This window comes from Nonomuraea sp. B12E4 (assembly GCF_039871825.1).
Classification (GTDB): Bacteria; Actinomycetota; Actinomycetes; order Streptosporangiales; family Streptosporangiaceae; genus Nonomuraea.
On sequence record NZ_JBDPME010000040.1, the window covers coordinates 16,958 to 32,769 of the forward strand.

Sequence of the window (15,812 nt, forward strand, 5' to 3'; positions counted from 1 at the left end):
GGCCGGGCCGGATGAGGTCGGGTCGGATGAGGTCGGGTCAGATGAGGTCGGGCAGGTCGGGCAGCAGGAAACGGCGGCCCGGGTCGTACTCGGTGGCGAGGAAGGAGTCTCCCTCGCCCGGGGCGTCACCGTCGGGAAGGCGCTCGGCCAGGAGGTAGAGCAGGGCCGCCAGGCTCGTCCCGCACACCACGTGGCCGTTGTCGATCAGCTTGCGGATCATGGACACGGGCACCCATTCGACCCGCTCGGCCTCGTGGGGATCCGCGGGCGGTCCGATCCGGGTGGCCGAGTGGGCCCGGTAGATGTGGTGCAGGCCGTCGGAGATGCCGTTCGTCGGCTGGATGGCGAGCAGCGGGCGCAGCGTCCCCGGACGCCACCCCGTCTCCTCCTCGAACTCCCGGGCGGCCGCCGCCCTGGGCATCTCCCCGTCCTCGACGCGCCCGATCGGGATCTCCCAGCCCCAGCTGTCGGTGATGAAGCGGTGCCGCCAGAGCAGCAGCACCCGATCCCGCCCGTCGGTGACCACGGCCCCGGCGCCGGGCGCCGTGCGTATGAGGCGGTGGTCGAGGTGTCTTCCGTCGGGCAACTCCACATCCGCCACCCGGACGTCCAGCCACTGGTCGGCGTACAGGGTCCTCTCGGAGTGGACCAGCCAGCGCATGCGATCAGCCTCTCGCGGTGGGGGGCGTGTGGTGACGCCACGTTACAAGGGCTGAGGTCACGTGAGCGAGTTCACTCGCCGGTTCGCTTCCGGAGTTCGACGTCCAGCGACAGCGGCGACTGCCGGATCTCGCACGTACGGAAGTCGGTACGCGCGACCAGCCCCTCGAACTCGCTCTTCAGGTACGCCCGCCGCGGCAGGAACGACCGCAGCGTGTACCGGATGAACACCCTGGACAGCGCGCCGACCTCCATCTGCGCCACGTCCGCCGCCACGGCCTCCTTGGACACGTCCTTGCGCAGGTCGTTGATGAGCGCGTAGCCGCCGGGCCGTAGCACCCGGTGCATCTCCTGGACGGCCCCCACGGGGTCGGAGAAGTTCTTGAACGCGGCGCAGCAGACTATGAAGTCGAAGCTCTCGTCGTCGAACGGCATCGCGGACGCGTTCCCGTGCCGGAAGTCGACCGCCACGCCTGCCGCGGCGGCCTTCTCCCTGGCGATCCGGACGAAGGTCTCGCTGATGTCGAGCCCCGTGACCGTGTAGTCGCCGGTCCTGGCCATGGCGATGGACAGATATCCGGGGCCGGGGGCCACTTCGAGGACCTTTCCGCCCGTGGGAGCGAGCCGTCGTACGTCGTCGATCTGCTTCTCGAACCGTGCCGGGTCCTTGGCGGTGTTGGTCGCGTACCAGCGGGCGAGCGCGCCCTCCATGCTGATGCCCCGGTAGCCCTTGTCGGTCTTCGCCATCGCCGAGCCCCCTCCGCAGGTCGTTTATCAACACGATATATCGCGTGCCTCTCATGTCAAGATATATCGCGCTAAAAGGGCTGTCGCGGCCACGCTCATGGCGAACACCGCACCCGGCGTGTCGCGAAGAATCCTGATATTTAGCCGGATAACGTAGGCGGATCTCGTGGGGAGACCGGGCAAGTCGGCACGATCTACCCCTGTGGTCTGGTGGAATCTAGTGCTGTGAGTGGTCAGACCTGGCGGTTGGTGCGCCGTGGCAGCGGCGGCCCAGTTGAGCCCTCTGTGCTGGATGAGCACCAACGTGCCGTGGTCGAGCATCGGAGCGGCCCTCTCCTCGTCCTCGCCGGTCCGGGCACCGGCAAGACCACCACGATCGTGGAGAGCGTGGCCGACCGGATCGAGCGCCGCGGCCTCGACCCCGAGCGCGTCCTCATCCTCACCTTCAGCCGCAAGGCGGCGGGCGAGCTGCGCGAGCGCGTCACCGGCCGGCTGCGCCGCACCACCCGCACCCCGCTGGCCCTGACCTTCCACTCCTACGCCTACGCGCTCCTGCGCCGCGAGTCCGTGCTCGACGGCAGGCCCCCGCCCCGGCTGCTCACCGGGCCGGAGCAACTCCTGGAGATCCGCCGGCTGCTGCACGGCGAGCTGGAGAACGGCGCGCTCGACTGGCCGCTGTCGCTGCGCGAGCCGCTCAAGACCCGCGGGTTCGCCGAGGAGCTGCGCGACTTCCTGTCCAGGGCCAACGAGCGCGGGCTCGACGGCGAGCGCCTGGTCGCGCTCGGCAGGCTGCACGGCAGGAGCGACTGGGTGGCGGCCGGCCGCTTCTCCGAGCGCTACCAGGACCGGTTCGACCTCGCCCCGGAGGAGACCTACGACTACGCCGAGCTGGTCGCGGCGGCCTCCGCGCTGCTGGCCAGGCCGGAGGTGCGGGCCAGGGAGCGGGCCGCGCACGACGCGGTGTTCGTGGACGAATACCAGGACACCGACCCGGCGCAGGAGCTGCTGCTGGCCCACCTCGCCGGCGACGGGCGCGACCTGGTCGCGGTGGGCGACCCCGACCAGTCGATCTACGGCTTCCGGGGCGCCGACGTGCAGGGCATCATGAAGTTCCCGGAGCGCTTCCGCACCCGCGACGGCCGCGAGGCCCCCGTGCTCTCGCTGCGGGTGTGCCGCAGGAGCGGTGAAGCCCTGCTGGAGGCCTCCCGCCGGGTGGCCGCCCGGCTGCCGGTCGCGCCCAGGCCCGACCACGTCTACGGGCACGAGCACGGCCACCGCGACCTGGTGGCGCTGCCGGAGACCGAGGCGGGCGAGGTGCGCGTGCTGCTGGCCGACAGCACCAGCCAGGAGGCGGCCATCGTCGCCGACACGTTGCGCCGCGCCCACCTGATCGACGGGGTGCCGTGGCACCGCATGGCGGTGCTGGTCCGCTCGGCCCGGCGGCAGGTGCCGCTGCTGCGGCGGGCGCTGGTCAACGCCGGTGTGCCGACGATGATCGCGGGCGACGAGGTGCCGATCGCCCAGGAGCCCGGTGTGCGGCCGCTGCTCACGATGCTCAAGGTGGCGCTCGATCCCGCCCACCTCGACGAGGGGGTGGCCGAGGAGCTGCTGACGGGCCCGCTCGGCGGCACGGACATGATCGGCGTACGCCGCCTCCGCCGCGCCCTCAAGATCGCCGAGAACGAGGCCGCCGAGTCCCCGGCCGAGGCCCGCTCGTCCGGGGAGCTGCTCGTCGCGGCCGTGCGGGACCCCCGCGAGCTCACCCGCGTCGAGCCGCACGTCGCCCTGCCCGCCGAACGCGTCGCCAGGCTGCTGCAGGCCGCCAGGGAGGCCGTCCAGGAGGACGAGGGCACCGCGGAGGACCTGCTGTGGGCCGTGTGGCACGGCAGCGGCCTGGCCCAGCGCTGGACCGACCTGAGCCTGGCGGGCGGCCCCAGGGGCGCCCAGGCCGACCGCGACCTCGACGCCGTGGTGGCGCTGTTCGACCACGCGGCCAGGTTCGTGGACCGGATGCCCAAGGCGGGGCCGGAGGTGTTCATCGACGACCTCGCGGCCCAGGAGATCCCCGGCGACACGCTGGCCGACCGGGCCCCCGACGGCGACGCCGTACGCGTGCTGACCGCCCACCGCTCCAAGGGCCTCGAATGGGACGTCGTCGTGGTCGCGGGCGTGCAGGAGGGGGTCTGGCCCGACCTGCGCCTGCGCGGGTCGATGCTGGGCGTGGAGGACCTCGTCGAGGTGGTCGAGGGCGCGGAGCCGAGCGCCGCGTCGCTGACCTCCAAACTGCTGGCCGAGGAGCGCAGGCTGTTCTACGTGGCCGCCACCAGGGCCAGGCGCAGGCTTGTGGTGACCGCGGTGGGCGGCGAGGACACCGACGAGCGCCCGTCCCGGTTCCTGACGGAGCTGATGCCGGGCGCGGTGGAATCGGCCACGGTGGACGACCGGGCCCGCTGGCTGAACATGTCCGCCCTGGTCGCTGACCTCCGCAGCGCGGTGACCGACCCCACCAAGCCCGCGAAGGTCCGGCGCACGGCCGCGCGGCAGCTCGCCCGCCTGGCCGCCGCCGGCGTCCAGGGCGCCCACCCCAACGACTGGTACGCCCTGACCCCCATCTCCGACGACCGCCCGCTGAGCTGGCCCGACGACATCGTGAGCATCTCGCCCTCGGCGGTCGAGAGCTTCACCAAGTGCGGCCTGCGCTGGCTCCTGGAGACCGCCGTCGGCGCCGCGGGCACCAGCACCGCGCAGGGCCTGGGCAACATCATCCACGCCCTGGCCGTGCTGGCCGCCACCGACCTGCCCAGCGAGGACCTGCTGGGCGACCGCCTCGACCGGATCTGGGGCGACCTCGACTTCGGCGGCACCTGGTACAACCGCAAGCAGCGCCAGGTCGCCGAGCAGATGATCGGCAAGTTCCTGCGCTGGCAGAAGGAAAACCCGCGCGAGCTGAAGGCCCTGGAGGAGTCGTTCATCGCCATGGTCTCGGAAGGCGTGCAGATCAAGGGCCGGGTCGACCGGGTGGAGCGCGACGAGGAAGGCCGCGCGGTGATCATCGACCTCAAGACGGGCGGTGCCAAACCCCGGGCCGGGGATCTCGACCGCCATCCGCAACTCGGCGTCTACCAGCTCGCCGCGCTGCTCGGGGCCTTCGCCCGGCACGGCATGACCGAGCCGGGCGGCGCCGCGCTGGTGCAGCTCGGCAAGGCGGCGGGCAAGAACGCCGCCCTGGAGCAGACGCAGGGCGCGCTGGCCGACGACAAGGACCCGGGCTGGGCCAAGGACCTGGTCGACACGGTGGCGATCGGCATGTCGGGCCCGTTCTTCCAGGCCAAGGTCAACGACGGCTGCCGCACCTGCGCGGCCCGGGTGAGCTGCCCGGTCAACGACAACGGGGGCCAGGTGTGCTGACCCCGACCGAGCTCGCCGGCAAGCTCGGCATCCTGCCCCCCACCCGCGAGCAGTCCGAGGTCATCGAGTCCCCGATGGAGCCGATGGTCGTCATGGCGGGCGCCGGCTCGGGCAAAAGCGAGACCATGGCCGGGCGCGTGGTCTGGCTGGTGGCCAACGGCCTGGTCAAGCCGGAAAACGTGCTGGGCCTGACGTTCACCCGCAAGGCCGCCGCCGAGCTGGCCACCCGGGTCAGGGAGCGGCTCAACGGCCTGGCGGAGGCGGGCCTGGCCGATCCGGGCGCGCTGGACAACGAGCCGACGGTGTCCACCTACCACGCCTACGCCGCCCGCCTGGTCACCGACCACGCGCTGCGCGAGGGCCTGGAGCCGACCATGCGCCTGGTCACCCCGGCCGTCTCGTGGCAGCTCGCCTCGCGGGTGGTCGCGATGTACGACGGGCCGATGGACAAGATCGAGTTGGGGCCGCCCTCGGTCACGGCCGCCGTGCTGGAGCTGGCCGGCGAGCTGTCCGAGCACCTGCGCGGCGCCGCCGACGTGCGCCGGGTGGGGGAGTGGCTGCGGGAGCGTCACGACCTGCTGCCGGGCCGGCGGGTGGCCGCCCAGGGCCGGCCGCTCAGCGTCCACGCGGCCAGGGAGCAGTTGCTGCCGCTGGTGGAGGCGTACGAGCGGCTCAAGCGCCGCCGCGAGGTCATCGACTACGGCGACCAGATGTCGCTGGCCGCCAGGATCGCCGCGAACCATAAGGAAGTGGGCGAGATGGAACGCTCGCGCTACTCCGTGGTCCTGCTCGACGAATACCAGGACACCAGCCACGCCCAGCTCGTCCTGCTCCGCTCCCTCTACGGCGGCGGCCACCCGGTCACCGCCGTCGGCGACCCGTGCCAGTCGATCTACGGCTGGCGCGGCGCCTCCGCCGGCAACCTGCGGCGCTTCTCGCGAGATTTCCGGACCAGTGCCGGCGATCCGGCGGAGGTCCGCCAGCTCAGCGTCAGCTTCCGCAACGGTGACCGCGTCCTCGACGTCGCCGCCCGCGTGCAGCTCCCGCTCCGCATGGAGGCCCGCGAGGTCCCCGTCCTGGTCCCCGGCCCCAACCGGGTCGAGCGGGGCCGGGTCACCTGCGCCTTCCACGAGACCGCCGCCGACGAGGCCGAGTGGATCGCCGACGGCATAGCGAAGATCCTCGGCCAGGAGGTCGCCCCCGACGGCATGCCGTTGGGCGAGAAGGAGCGCAAGAAGACGCTCGCCGTCCAGCCCCAGGACGTGGCGATCCTGGCCAGGAAGCGCTCGCAGTTCCCGGCGCTGCGCCGGGCGCTCGAAGCGCGGGACATCCCGGTCGAGGTGGTCGGGCTCGGCGGCCTGCTGACGGTGCCCGAGGTCAACGACATCGTGGCCACCCTGCGCGTCCTGTACGACCCGACGGCCGGCGACGCGCTGGCCCGGTTGCTGGCCGGGCCGCGCTGGCGGATCGGCCCGGCCGACCTGCGGGTGCTCGGGGAGCATGCCAGGGAGCTGGCCCGCGAGCTGAGCGACAGCCACCGCGAGCAGGACCCGCTCGACCAGGTGGTGGCCGACATGGCCGGGGAGCGCGGCAGCCTGGTCGACGCCCTGGACGAGCTGCCCGACCGGGAGGAGTGGCTGGCGACGCTCTCGCCGCTGGCCCGCACCAGGCTCGTCGCGCTCGCCCAGGAGCTGCGCCAGCTTCGCGCCCACACCGCGCAGCCGCTGCCCGACCTGATCACCGAGGTGGAGCGGAGGCTCAGCCTCGACGTCGAGGTGGCCGCACGCAGCGGCACGGCGGGCGCGTTCGCCGCGCGGGCCGACCTCGACGCGTTCCTCGACTCCGCCTCCCGGTTCGCGGGCGACGCGGAGGACCCGACGCTCGGGGCGTTCCTGGCCTACCTGCAGGCGGCGGAGACCGAGGAGTTCGGCCTGGAGGCGGGCCGGGTGGGCGAGAGCAACAGCGTCAAGCTGATGACCGTGCACGCCTCCAAGGGCCTGGAGTGGCCGATCGTGGTCGTGCCGGGCCTGTCACAGCTCGTCAGCTCGAAGGGGACGATCGCGACGGGCAGCATGTTCCCCGCCACCCCGGTCATGAACAGCCGCTGGACCGAAAACCCCCGCAAGCTGCCCTACGTCCTGCGCGGCGACGCCGCCGACCTGCCCCGGCTGGGCGGGCTGAGCAAGGAGGAGCTGGCCGCGTTCGACGAGCACTGCCGCGACCGCGACCTGATGGAGGAGCGCAGGCTGGCCTACGTGGCCGTCACCCGCGCCCACTACCACCTGATCGCCTCCGGATACCGCTGGGGCACCGCCACCAAGCCGCTGGAGCCGTCCGACTTCCTGCTGGAGATCCGCGACACCGCCGACCGGGTCGCGTTCTGGGCCGGGGACCTGGCGGAGGGCGCCACCAACCCGCTGCTCGCCGAGCCCGCCGAGGCGAGCTGGCCGGTCACGCCCGAGGGCCTGCGTTACGAGTCCGTGCTCGACGGCGCCCGCCTGGTCGAGGACGCCCTGGCGGGCACGCTCGCGGCGGGTGGCGGCGACGAGGCCCAGGAGCCGCTGCGTGCACACGAGACAGAACGTCTGCGGGCCTGGGAACGCGACACCGAGCTGCTGCTGCGCGAGCGCGAGATGCACCGCCGCAAGCCCGCCACGCTCGTCGAGCTGCCGTCCAAGCTGACCGTGTCGTCACTGGTCACGCTGGCCACCGACCCGCGCGAGCTGGCCCGCAGGATCCGCCGGCCCGTCCCGGTCAAGCCCGCGCCGCTGGCGCGCCGCGGCACGTCGTTCCACAAGTGGCTCGAGACGCGCTGGGACCAGCAGCGGCTGATCGACGACATCGAGCTGTACGACGAGCTCGAAGAGGCCGACGTCCGGCTGGCGGAGCTGCAGGAGCGGTTCGAGGCGAGCGAGTGGGCCGACCGGCGGCCGGTGGATCTCGAGGTGCCGTTCGAGACCATGATCGCCGATCGGCTGGTGCGCGGCCGGATGGACGCCGTGTTCGAGCTGCCCGAGGGCGGCTACGAGGTGGTCGACTGGAAGACCGGGACCCCGCCCAGGGGCAGGGCCGCCAAGGCCGCCACCGTGCAACTGGCGGCCTACCGGCTGGCCTGGTCGCACCTGGCGGACGTGCCGCTGGAGAAGGTCCGGGCGGCCTTCCACTATGTGCGCTCGAATCGGACCGTGCGCCCGGTGGACCTGCTCGACGCCGACGGCCTGGTGGCGCTCATCGAAGGGGTCAGGCTCCTAGATAGTGGAACGCCGGCTTCGGATGCATGAGGAAGTCGTGGTGGGAGATGTTCCAGGCGTAGGCGCCGGCCATCTCGAAGACCACGGTGTCCCCGACACGGGCAGTCGTCACGATATTTCGGGCGAAAACGTCTTTCGGGGTGCACAACTGGCCGACGAACGTGATCGGCTCGTCGGCCAGAGCCTGGCCCCGGCCGGTGGGCAGGACGGTGCAGGGCTGGTCGTGGCCCTTGGTCACGGGCGTCCGCAGGTGATGGGTGCCGCCGAGGAGGACCGCGTACGCCTGCCCGCGCACCCGCTTCACGTCCACGACCTCGGTGACGTAATAGCCGCAGTAGGCGGTCAGCGCCCGGCCCGGCTCGATCCTCAGCCGCCGCCCGCCCCGCAGCGCCGCCAGCCCGGCCCCGTACGCCGCCCAGTCGAACCTCGACTCCGGCACGGCGTACGAGACCGCCATGCCGCCCCCCAGATTGACCTCCTCGTGGTCGTTGTCCAGCAACGCGCCCGCCAGCCCGACCAGGTGGCCCGCGTCCAGCCCGCTGGCCAGGTGGGTGTGCAGCCCGCGCAGCCGCACCCGGTCGGTGAACAGCGGCAGACACTCCGCCACGCCGTCCTCGTCCATGCCGAACGGCCCGCTCATCGTCAGCGCCGCGCCCTCGACGGGCAGATCCGGGTTCAGCCGGAGCAGCACGTCGGCCGGCAGGCCGGTGGCGACCAGGCGGCGCAGCTCGTTCGGGGACTCGACGTGGATGCGGTGGTGCGGCAGGCGCAGCTCGGCGTCGGTCTTGCCGGGCCCGCCCAGCGCCACCGGCGTGCCCGGGAACAAGCTCGTGACGTGCGCGTGCTCGCCCTGCGACGACACCTCCCACCCGTCCACGTGCGCGGCCAGCACCCGTAGCACCTCGGGGTCCGGGTTGGCCTTGACGGCGTAGTACAGCTCGGTCGCCCCCATCGCCCGCCGCACGGCCGCGGCGTGCTCGTCCAGCGCGGGCAGGTCGTAGAGGTAGGCGGGCACCCCGGGCAGGCGCGAGGCGGCGTCCTGGACACGCGGGCTGATCATGCGAGCGGGTTCGCGATCGGCACGTAACCGGCGGCGCGGTCGGCCGCCCTGGCCCAGCGCACGCCCAGGTTGGCCTTGGCCGGCAGCGGCGCCCCGGCCAGCAGGTCCAGCAGCCACGGCGGCCGGCCCAGCGCGTCGGCCTGCCGGGAGATCAGGCCGCGGGCGATCCGCCACAGCTCGCGCAGCAGCTCGTCGTCGGGGCCGGCGAGGGTGGCGGCGATCTCGGTGAGATGGTTGACCAGCAGGCAGTAGACCACCCTGGCCCAGCCGCGCTCGGCGTCGTGGGTGAGGGCCCGGGCCACGTCGGGGTGCAGGCCGTCGAGGTCGTGACGGTCCGCGACGAGCTTGGTGCCCTCCAGGTCGCGGAAGACGGCCCGCGCGGGCAGCCCGGCCGCGTCCAGGCCGACCAGGACGTTCTGCAGATGGCATTCCAGGACGACGCCGTGCTCGAAATACAGCTCCAGGACCGGCAGGGCCACCACGGTGACGTACGCCGACCACCAGGCCAGCGGCTCCGCGGCCGGGGCGTCCAAGGCGAGCGCGGCGGCCAGGACCGGGGTGACGCCGGGCCCGCAGACGGACCAGGGGCTCCGCCTCACGATCACCCCGAGGCCCTCGTGCAGCCTGCGGCCGAGGGCGGCCGTGCGGTAGCCGGGCTCGGGCAGCCAGCGGGTGGCGGGGTGACCGCCCGCCACCTTCTCGAAGATCGGCTCCAGCCGTGCGGTGAGCTCCACCGCCCCGGCCAGCTCGTACCAGGCGTTCTTCCGCAGGCAGTTCGTGATCCGTACGTCCAGGGAGAACTTCAGGCACGCCTCCGCCGCCGGCACGTAGACCGTCCGTACGGACGAGGTCGGCACCGCGACCGGCCCCGGCCCCAGATCGACCAGTTCGGCCCCGAAGGCGGGCCGCAGCAGTTCGAGCTGCCAGGGATGCGCGGGCAGCACCCGATACCCGGCGGGCGCGTCCCCCAGCGCGTCCAGCGCCGACACGTCCCCGCCCGCCGCGACCACGTCGTCCCGCACGCCGAGCAGCCGGACGGGGAATTCGGCGTGCGCCTCGGGCGCGTACCGCAGCCAGCCCTCTCCGCCGCGCGCCTTGGGGCTGGGATGGAACGGATGCCCGAACACGAGCGCCTGCTCGGAGGCCAGCCACGGATCGTCCGGTGGGTCCTGACCGGCGCGGGCTGCCAGGATCGCGGCCACCGCGTCCCTGCTGGCCGCCACCTGCCCGGCGAACTCCGCGTTGTGCCCCGCGGGTTCCCTCAGGCCGGGTTCCCCCAGATCGGACTCGACCAGCCCGATCAGCTCCTCGGTCGTCAGCGGGCGCCAGGCGCCGTCTTCGAGCCGCTCCGGCGGGCCGTCGAAACGCAGTGCCGCGCCGCCGCGCGTACGCGCTCGCAACAGCACCCCCGCCACCCGCAGCAGCAGGTACGGCGGCGCCGGCCAGACCAGCCCGCGCGGCCCGGCCACCTCCCGCACGCAGCAGCGCAGCAGGGCCGCCAGCGTCGCCTCCTCGGCCACGGCGGCGGGCGTGTCGATGGCCAGTCCAGGCATTCAAGCCCTCCTCAGGTAGTTGGGCCCGCTGGTGCCGTAGAACTTGTTGACGTCGCGCGCGCCGGTGCGTTCCTTGGCCACGAGGGTCCCCGCGGTGATCATCGACTTGCCGGTCAGCCTGGCGGCGTCGAGCGTCCTGGCCCGCAGCAGCCGGGCCATGGGGTCGTCGCCGTACTCGTCGAGTGCCTCGGCGAGCGTGTCCCGCAGCAGCGCCGCCGCCCTGGCCGGTGGCAGAGCCCCGAACACGACCGAGGCCGCGGCCAGGTGCAGCGTGATCGTGACGAACACGTCGGCCAGCGCGTGCGGGTCGTCGTTCAGCATCCGCGGGTCGGCGAAGTCCGGCACCGCGACCCCGGCGGCGGCCAGTCGCGACGGGGAGGCCAGCAGCCCGTCGTTGTCCTTGACCAGCAGCCGCATGCGGTCCCCGGCGAAGACCAGGGCGAGGTTCTGCTGGTGCGCCTCCAGCGCCACGCCGTAACGCACGAAGAGCCGTACGTTCCAGCGCAGCAGCAGCCGCAGGTAGCCGGGCAGCACGTCGCCCAGCTCGTCGAGCACCCCGGGGGCGTTGAGCGCGGCGACCGGCACGATCCGCCCCGCGGGCAGCCGCCGGACCATCCAGCCCAGGAACTCGTGCCCGGCCTGCGCGTAGGTCTGCTCGTCGGCGAGCAGCACGTCCGGATCGGCCAGCTCGCGCAGCAGCAACTCGGCCCTGGCCCCGTCGGCCAGCGTCCCCGGTTTGATCGAGCGCCGGTTGCGGGCTCCCAGCGTGCTGATCGGCAGCGGCAGCTTCAGATGGAGGCGGGGCGCGACCTCGACGGTGCGCATGGACAGGGTGGGCCGCACGGCGACCGCGGCCTCTGCCGGCACCCGTACCCCGTCGATCTTCTCGACCTCGGCCACGGCCAGCGGATGCACGGGGAACAGCACCTCGTCGTCCCCGACCGCCCAATCGGCCGGCACGTCGGGCGCCACGCCGGCCGGAAGCGTGGCGGAGCCGGGTGCGAGCGCCCGCCGGGGCACCGCCGCCCAGCGCAACCGGAACGTGGGCGCGAACTCGGGCGCGTAGGCCAGCAAGTCCTCCTCCGACAGTCCGATCCGCGCCCGGGAGGTCGGGTAGACCGGATGGTCCAGGAACGCGGCCAGCGTCTCGAAGGAGGGCCCCCGGCCGAGCACCTCGCCCGCCCGCGAGTCGTGCAGCTCCAGGGCCGTCAGCGCCGCCAGGCACTCCTCGAAGAAGGCGGCCACCCCGGCGGCGTCGGCCGGGTCCGCCACCTCGGCCAGCGTCTCCAGCACCTGCTCCAGCCCGAGCAGCTCGCCCTGCGCGACCACGAAGTCCTGGAACAGCGTCCCCGGCGCGAGCCGTACCCACCGACCGTCCGCCAGCGGCAGTCCCACGCCGTCCCTGGTCCTGGTGATCCGCGCGGCCAGCCCGCCGTAGTCCTCGCGCATCAGGGCGTCCAGCACCCGGGCCGCCAGATAGGTCTCCCGGCCGCTCATTCGACCACCCAGGGCCGGGTGGCGCGGTAGTCCTCGATGGCCGCGTCCACCCGTCCCCGGTCGGGCCCCACGGCCCGTACGACGCCCAGGTAGTCCCGGTTCGTGTGGGTGATCGAGACCACGTCGCCCACGCCGCGCAGCGGCCGGTGCCACAGCCGCACGTCACCGTCGACGACGGTCTCGTGCCCCGGCGCCGCCTTGACCGTGCCCGGCCGGTCCGCGACGAGGCTGACCGCGCTCCCGTGCCCGGACGGTGCCGGGACGGGGGGTATGGAATCTCCGAGATGCGCCCGCAGGATCCACTCGAACAGCGGCACCCCGAGCAGTTCCTGCAGCAGGAAGTCGCAGTGATCCCCGATCACCCGGTAGTTCACCTCGACGACGCGGGGGCCGCCGGCGGTGACCACGTACTCGGTGTGGCAGGCCCCGAACCCCACCCCCAGCGCCCGCAGGGCCCCCAGCACGTGCTCGTGCGGCCCGCCGGGCGCCCAGTCCAGCCGCTCCTCGACGAAGTACGGCAGTGGCCCCAGGGTCGTCTCGAACCCCCCGAGCACCCGCACCCCACCCGCGTCCCCCAGGGTCTCCAGCGTGCGCAGCGCCCCTTCGAGATACTCCTCCACGACCAGCGCCTCGCCCGGCCGCCGCCGCCTGACCTCGGCCACGGCGCCCGCGAGATCCCGCTCGACCAGCATGACGTCCTCGCTGGCCACCCCTTCGCGGGGTTTCAGCACCACCGGGTACGGCACCCGCGCCGGCACCGGATCGCCAGGCCCGAGCCGTACCGTGAAGACCTGTTCCACCCCCGCCAGAAGGAGCCCGCGACGCATCAGGAACTTGTTCTTGGCGGCCGCGCAGGCCCGCCAGTCCTTGCCCGGCAACCCGAAGTACGAGGCCGCCAGTGCGGTCTCCACCTGTAGGTGGTCGGAGTTGGAGAAGATCGCGTCCGGCCGGCCGAGCCCTTCGATCGTGTCGATCAGGGCCCGCGGGTCGCGCACGTCGCACCCCACCGCGTGCGGATGCCGCTCCGGGCGATCGGTCAGGATGGTCACCTCGCACCCCAGCGCGCGAGCCGCCGGCAGGAAGCCGTCCGTCACGGAGTCGGTCGGCTTGAGCGCCGTCAGGTAGAGCCGCACAGCGAAGGCACCCCCCGGAGAAACAATCAGGTAAGGCTAACCTAACTCGTTGATCTTAGCCTCAGAGAGATCACCATGGGGCCCGGATACCGTAATCGGCGGCTAACTGCGAGGTCATAGGATGTCATCGGACTTGAGGAGGGGGCGACCAGTGGAGACCGCCGCTGAAGAGCAACTCATCGGCCCACTGCTGCTGGCGCGCGGCACGATCGACAGATCCTCGGCGCTGCGCACCGACAGCGGGTGGCTGGAGCAGGCATGGTCCGATCCCACGACCAGGGTGTTGGTGATCGACGACGGCCACACGCTGGTGCGCCGGGTGGGCGATGAGGTGCAGGCGGTGCTGTTCACCCCGTCAGACGCGCCGCCGGGCCCCCGCTACCTGCTGGGCGTCGAGGCCGGCGTGGTCTACTTCGCGGTCGCCGCGCCGCTGCCCGACACCCCCAAGGGCGACCTCAACGGCCGAGTGACGGTCCCGATGAGCCTGCGCGACACGCCCGAGGGCGAGCCGGTCGCGGCCGGGCTCCGTCAGGTCGGCGGCCTGCTCGGCGACCGCGACGCGGGGCTGCTGGTCTACGCCGTGGCGCTGGAGGCCTGGCACACGACGCACGAATACTGCCCGCGCTGCGGCAGCCGCACCGAGATCGTGGCCGGCGGCCACGTCCGCGTCTGCCCGCGTGACAACAGTCAGCACTTCCCCCGCGTCGACCCCGCGGTGATCATGCTGATCCGCGACGAGGACGACCGCTGCCTGCTGGCCCGCGGCCCGCACTGGCCGGAGGGGCGGCTGTCGATCCTGGCCGGGTTCGTGGAGCCGGGGGAGTCGCTCGAATACGCCGTGGTGCGCGAGGTTGCGGAGGAGGTCGGCGTCACCGCCGTCAACCCCCGCTATCTCGGCAGCCAGCCCTGGCCGTTTCCGCGCAGCCTGATGCTCGGCTTCTTCGCCGAGGCCACCACGACCACGCTGACGCCCGACGCCGAGGAGATCGCCGAGGCGCGGTGGTATTCCCGGGAGGAGCTCGCCGCGGCGCTGGAGTCGGGCGACCTGCGCCTGCCGCCGCCGGTGTCGATAGCCCGCCGCCTCATCGAGACGTGGTATGGCGGCGAGCTCACCGGCGACTGGTGATCAGGCGGCTTCGAGCAGTTCCTTGACCTCGCGGGCGGACGGGTTCGTACGCACGATCCGCCCGCTGGGGGTCTCGATCACCACGGTCGGCACCACCTGGTTGCCGTTGTTGACGCTCATCACGAATTCGGCGGCCGCGGGGTCCTGCTCGATGTCGATCACATCGAAGCTGATGCCCTCGCGGGTCAGCTGCGACTTGAGCCGCTTGCAGGGACCGCACCACGTGGTGCTGTAGACCGTGAGCGCCATGTTGGAAAATCCCTCCGAGATCAGGCGAACATGCGCCACGTGCAACAACGGCGGCCCCGTGGTTAATCCCTCAAGCCAGGCGCTGGGCGATCCAGGACTGCACCTTCTCGGCCACGCCGGGCTCGCGGTAGAGAGGGTTGCTGTGGTTGGTGCCCGGCTGGGTGAACACCGTCACGGGGACGCCCACCTGGCCCAGCATCTTCTTGAGGAGCAGGCTCTGCGCCGGCGGCACGAACTCGTCCTTCGAGTGCACCGTCAGCATCGGCGCGTCGTTGCGGCTGGCGTGCCAGGCCACCTCCATGCTGGCCCACACCCGCGAGCACTTGCCCTTGGGCGAGCAGCCGCCGGCCAGCTTGATGGCGGCGGCGCGGAGCTTGCGCTTGTCGCGGTCGGAGGAGGTGGCGCCCTCGGTGTACGCCTGCAGCGGCGAAATGATCGGCGACAGCCCCACGACGCCCTTCAGGCCGTTGATCCCGTCGCCGTAGGTGGCCACGGACGCGGCGATGTGCCCCCCGGCGGAGAACCCGACCACCACGTAGTTGTCCGGGTCGAACGCCCACCTGGCGGCGTTCTTGCGGGCCATGGCGATGGCGGCCAGGGCGTCGGTGCGCTGCGCGGGCCAGGCCGCGTCGCCGGACAGGCGGTAGTTGAGGTTGAAGACCGTGTAGCCGAGGTTGGCGTAGCCGCGGGTGATCTCCTTCATGTACTTCTTGTCGCCGCCGGACCACCAGCCGCCGTGGATCAGGAAGACCCCCGGCCGCTCCTGCCCGTCGGGGGTCCACCAGACGTCCATGGCCTGGCGCTTGTTGGTGCCGTACGAGACGGTCTCCATGGAGAACCCGCCGAGCCCGTTGGGGTCGAGCAGATTGTGCACATAGGGAGCCGGTGTGGGCTCCTTGGCCGCCGTCGCCGCAACCGGTGTGAGCACGACGGCGGCGAGCGCCAGCACGCTCGCGGAAACCGCTGTTCGCACGGCTTTCCTTTCCCCCAAGCACGATGGTCGGGCCCCATTGTGGGGGAAGAGACCAGTTCTTCGCATCTCGAACGCCATGAAGATACGCCGGTCCCTGTGTTGCGAGAATAAAGTGCTGGGACGCCAGCGGCTGGGAGGATGTAGCGGTGAACAGT

General features: G+C 72.5%; 11 protein-coding genes. 3 read left to right on the forward strand and 8 right to left on the reverse strand.

Features of this window, described 5'->3' with window-relative positions; all coding sequences use genetic code 11:
- Window positions 1-37: 37 nt before the first annotated feature.
- Both ABGB18_RS44835 and ABGB18_RS44840 read right to left on the reverse strand, forming a co-directional pair.
- On the reverse strand, window positions 38-661 hold the full coding sequence (locus ABGB18_RS44835; RefSeq protein ID WP_347701814.1) for an NUDIX domain-containing protein: 624 nt from the start codon (window positions 659-661) through the stop codon (window positions 38-40).
- A 71-nt stretch (window positions 662-732) separates the two neighbouring features.
- Window positions 733-1,407, reverse strand: coding sequence for a class I SAM-dependent methyltransferase (locus ABGB18_RS44840; RefSeq protein WP_347701815.1), 675 nt, complete (start codon window positions 1,405-1,407; stop codon window positions 733-735).
- Window positions 1,408-1,692: 285 nt separating this feature from the next.
- On the opposite strand from ABGB18_RS44840, the gene ABGB18_RS44845 reads away from it, so the two are divergent.
- Window positions 1,693-4,815, forward strand: a complete 3,123-nt coding sequence (locus ABGB18_RS44845; RefSeq protein WP_347701816.1) for an ATP-dependent DNA helicase — start codon at window positions 1,693-1,695, stop codon at window positions 4,813-4,815.
- Window positions 4,809-8,096 carry a UvrD-helicase domain-containing protein gene (locus ABGB18_RS44850; RefSeq protein WP_347701817.1) on the forward strand — a complete coding sequence of 1,096 codons (3,288 nt, stop codon included), beginning with the start codon at window positions 4,809-4,811 and terminating at the stop codon, window positions 8,094-8,096. Before ABGB18_RS44845 ends, ABGB18_RS44850 begins: the two co-directional genes overlap by 7 nt.
- Here the strand turns inward: ABGB18_RS44850 and ABGB18_RS44855 are convergent.
- From ABGB18_RS44855 to ABGB18_RS44870, 4 genes are read right to left on the reverse strand one after another with little or no spacing between them, the layout of a single operon-like run.
- Window positions 8,056-9,126: a type III PLP-dependent enzyme gene (locus tag ABGB18_RS44855; RefSeq protein WP_347701818.1), complete on the reverse strand. Its 1,071-nt coding sequence runs from the start codon at window positions 9,124-9,126 to the stop codon at window positions 8,056-8,058. The genes ABGB18_RS44850 and ABGB18_RS44855 overlap by 41 nt on opposite strands.
- Entirely contained in the window at window positions 9,123-10,679 is a 1,557-nt protein-coding gene (locus ABGB18_RS44860; protein WP_347701819.1) for an IucA/IucC family protein, read from the reverse strand. The genes ABGB18_RS44855 and ABGB18_RS44860 overlap by 4 nt, the downstream gene beginning before the upstream one ends.
- A complete protein-coding gene (locus ABGB18_RS44865; RefSeq protein ID WP_347701820.1) occupies window positions 10,680-12,176 on the reverse strand; it encodes an IucA/IucC family protein in 1,497 nt (498 codons plus the stop codon).
- Window positions 12,173-13,309 carry a siderophore biosynthesis protein gene (locus ABGB18_RS44870; RefSeq protein ID WP_347701821.1) on the reverse strand — a complete coding sequence of 379 codons (1,137 nt, stop codon included), beginning with the start codon at window positions 13,307-13,309 and terminating at the stop codon, window positions 12,173-12,175. The genes ABGB18_RS44865 and ABGB18_RS44870 overlap by 4 nt, the downstream gene beginning before the upstream one ends.
- Before the next feature lie 151 nt (window positions 13,310-13,460).
- Between ABGB18_RS44870 and nudC the strand changes: the two genes are divergently transcribed.
- Complete coding sequence (gene nudC / locus ABGB18_RS44875; RefSeq protein ID WP_347701822.1) at window positions 13,461-14,435, forward strand: NAD(+) diphosphatase; 975 nt, start codon at window positions 13,461-13,463, stop codon at window positions 14,433-14,435.
- On the opposite strand, the gene ABGB18_RS44880 is transcribed toward nudC, so the two are convergent.
- Together ABGB18_RS44880 and ABGB18_RS44885 are read right to left on the reverse strand one after the other, a co-directional pair.
- Window positions 14,436-14,684, reverse strand: coding sequence for a mycoredoxin (locus tag ABGB18_RS44880; RefSeq protein WP_347701823.1), 249 nt, complete (start codon window positions 14,682-14,684; stop codon window positions 14,436-14,438).
- Between the two features lie 70 nt (window positions 14,685-14,754).
- Window positions 14,755-15,657: an alpha/beta hydrolase gene (locus tag ABGB18_RS44885; protein ID WP_347701824.1), complete on the reverse strand. Its 903-nt coding sequence runs from the start codon at window positions 15,655-15,657 to the stop codon at window positions 14,755-14,757.
- Between the last annotated feature and the right edge of the window lie 155 nt (window positions 15,658-15,812).

Bases quoted from the DNA above. Each gene is read 5' to 3' on its own strand.
- ABGB18_RS44835 (WP_347701814.1), bottom strand. From the start codon at position 661: ATGCGCTGGCTGGTCCACTCCGAGAGGACCCTGTACGCCGACCAGTGG.
- ABGB18_RS44840 (WP_347701815.1), bottom strand. From the start codon at position 1,407: ATGGCGAAGACCGACAAGGGCTACCGGGGCATCAGCATGGAGGGCGCG.
- ABGB18_RS44855 (WP_347701818.1), bottom strand. From the start codon at position 9,126: ATGATCAGCCCGCGTGTCCAGGACGCCGCCTCGCGCCTGCCCGGGGTG.
- ABGB18_RS44860 (WP_347701819.1), bottom strand. From the start codon at position 10,679: ATGCCTGGACTGGCCATCGACACGCCCGCCGCCGTGGCCGAGGAGGCG.
- ABGB18_RS44865 (WP_347701820.1), bottom strand. From the start codon at position 12,176: ATGAGCGGCCGGGAGACCTATCTGGCGGCCCGGGTGCTGGACGCCCTG.
- ABGB18_RS44880 (WP_347701823.1), bottom strand. From the start codon at position 14,684: ATGGCGCTCACGGTCTACAGCACCACGTGGTGCGGTCCCTGCAAGCGG.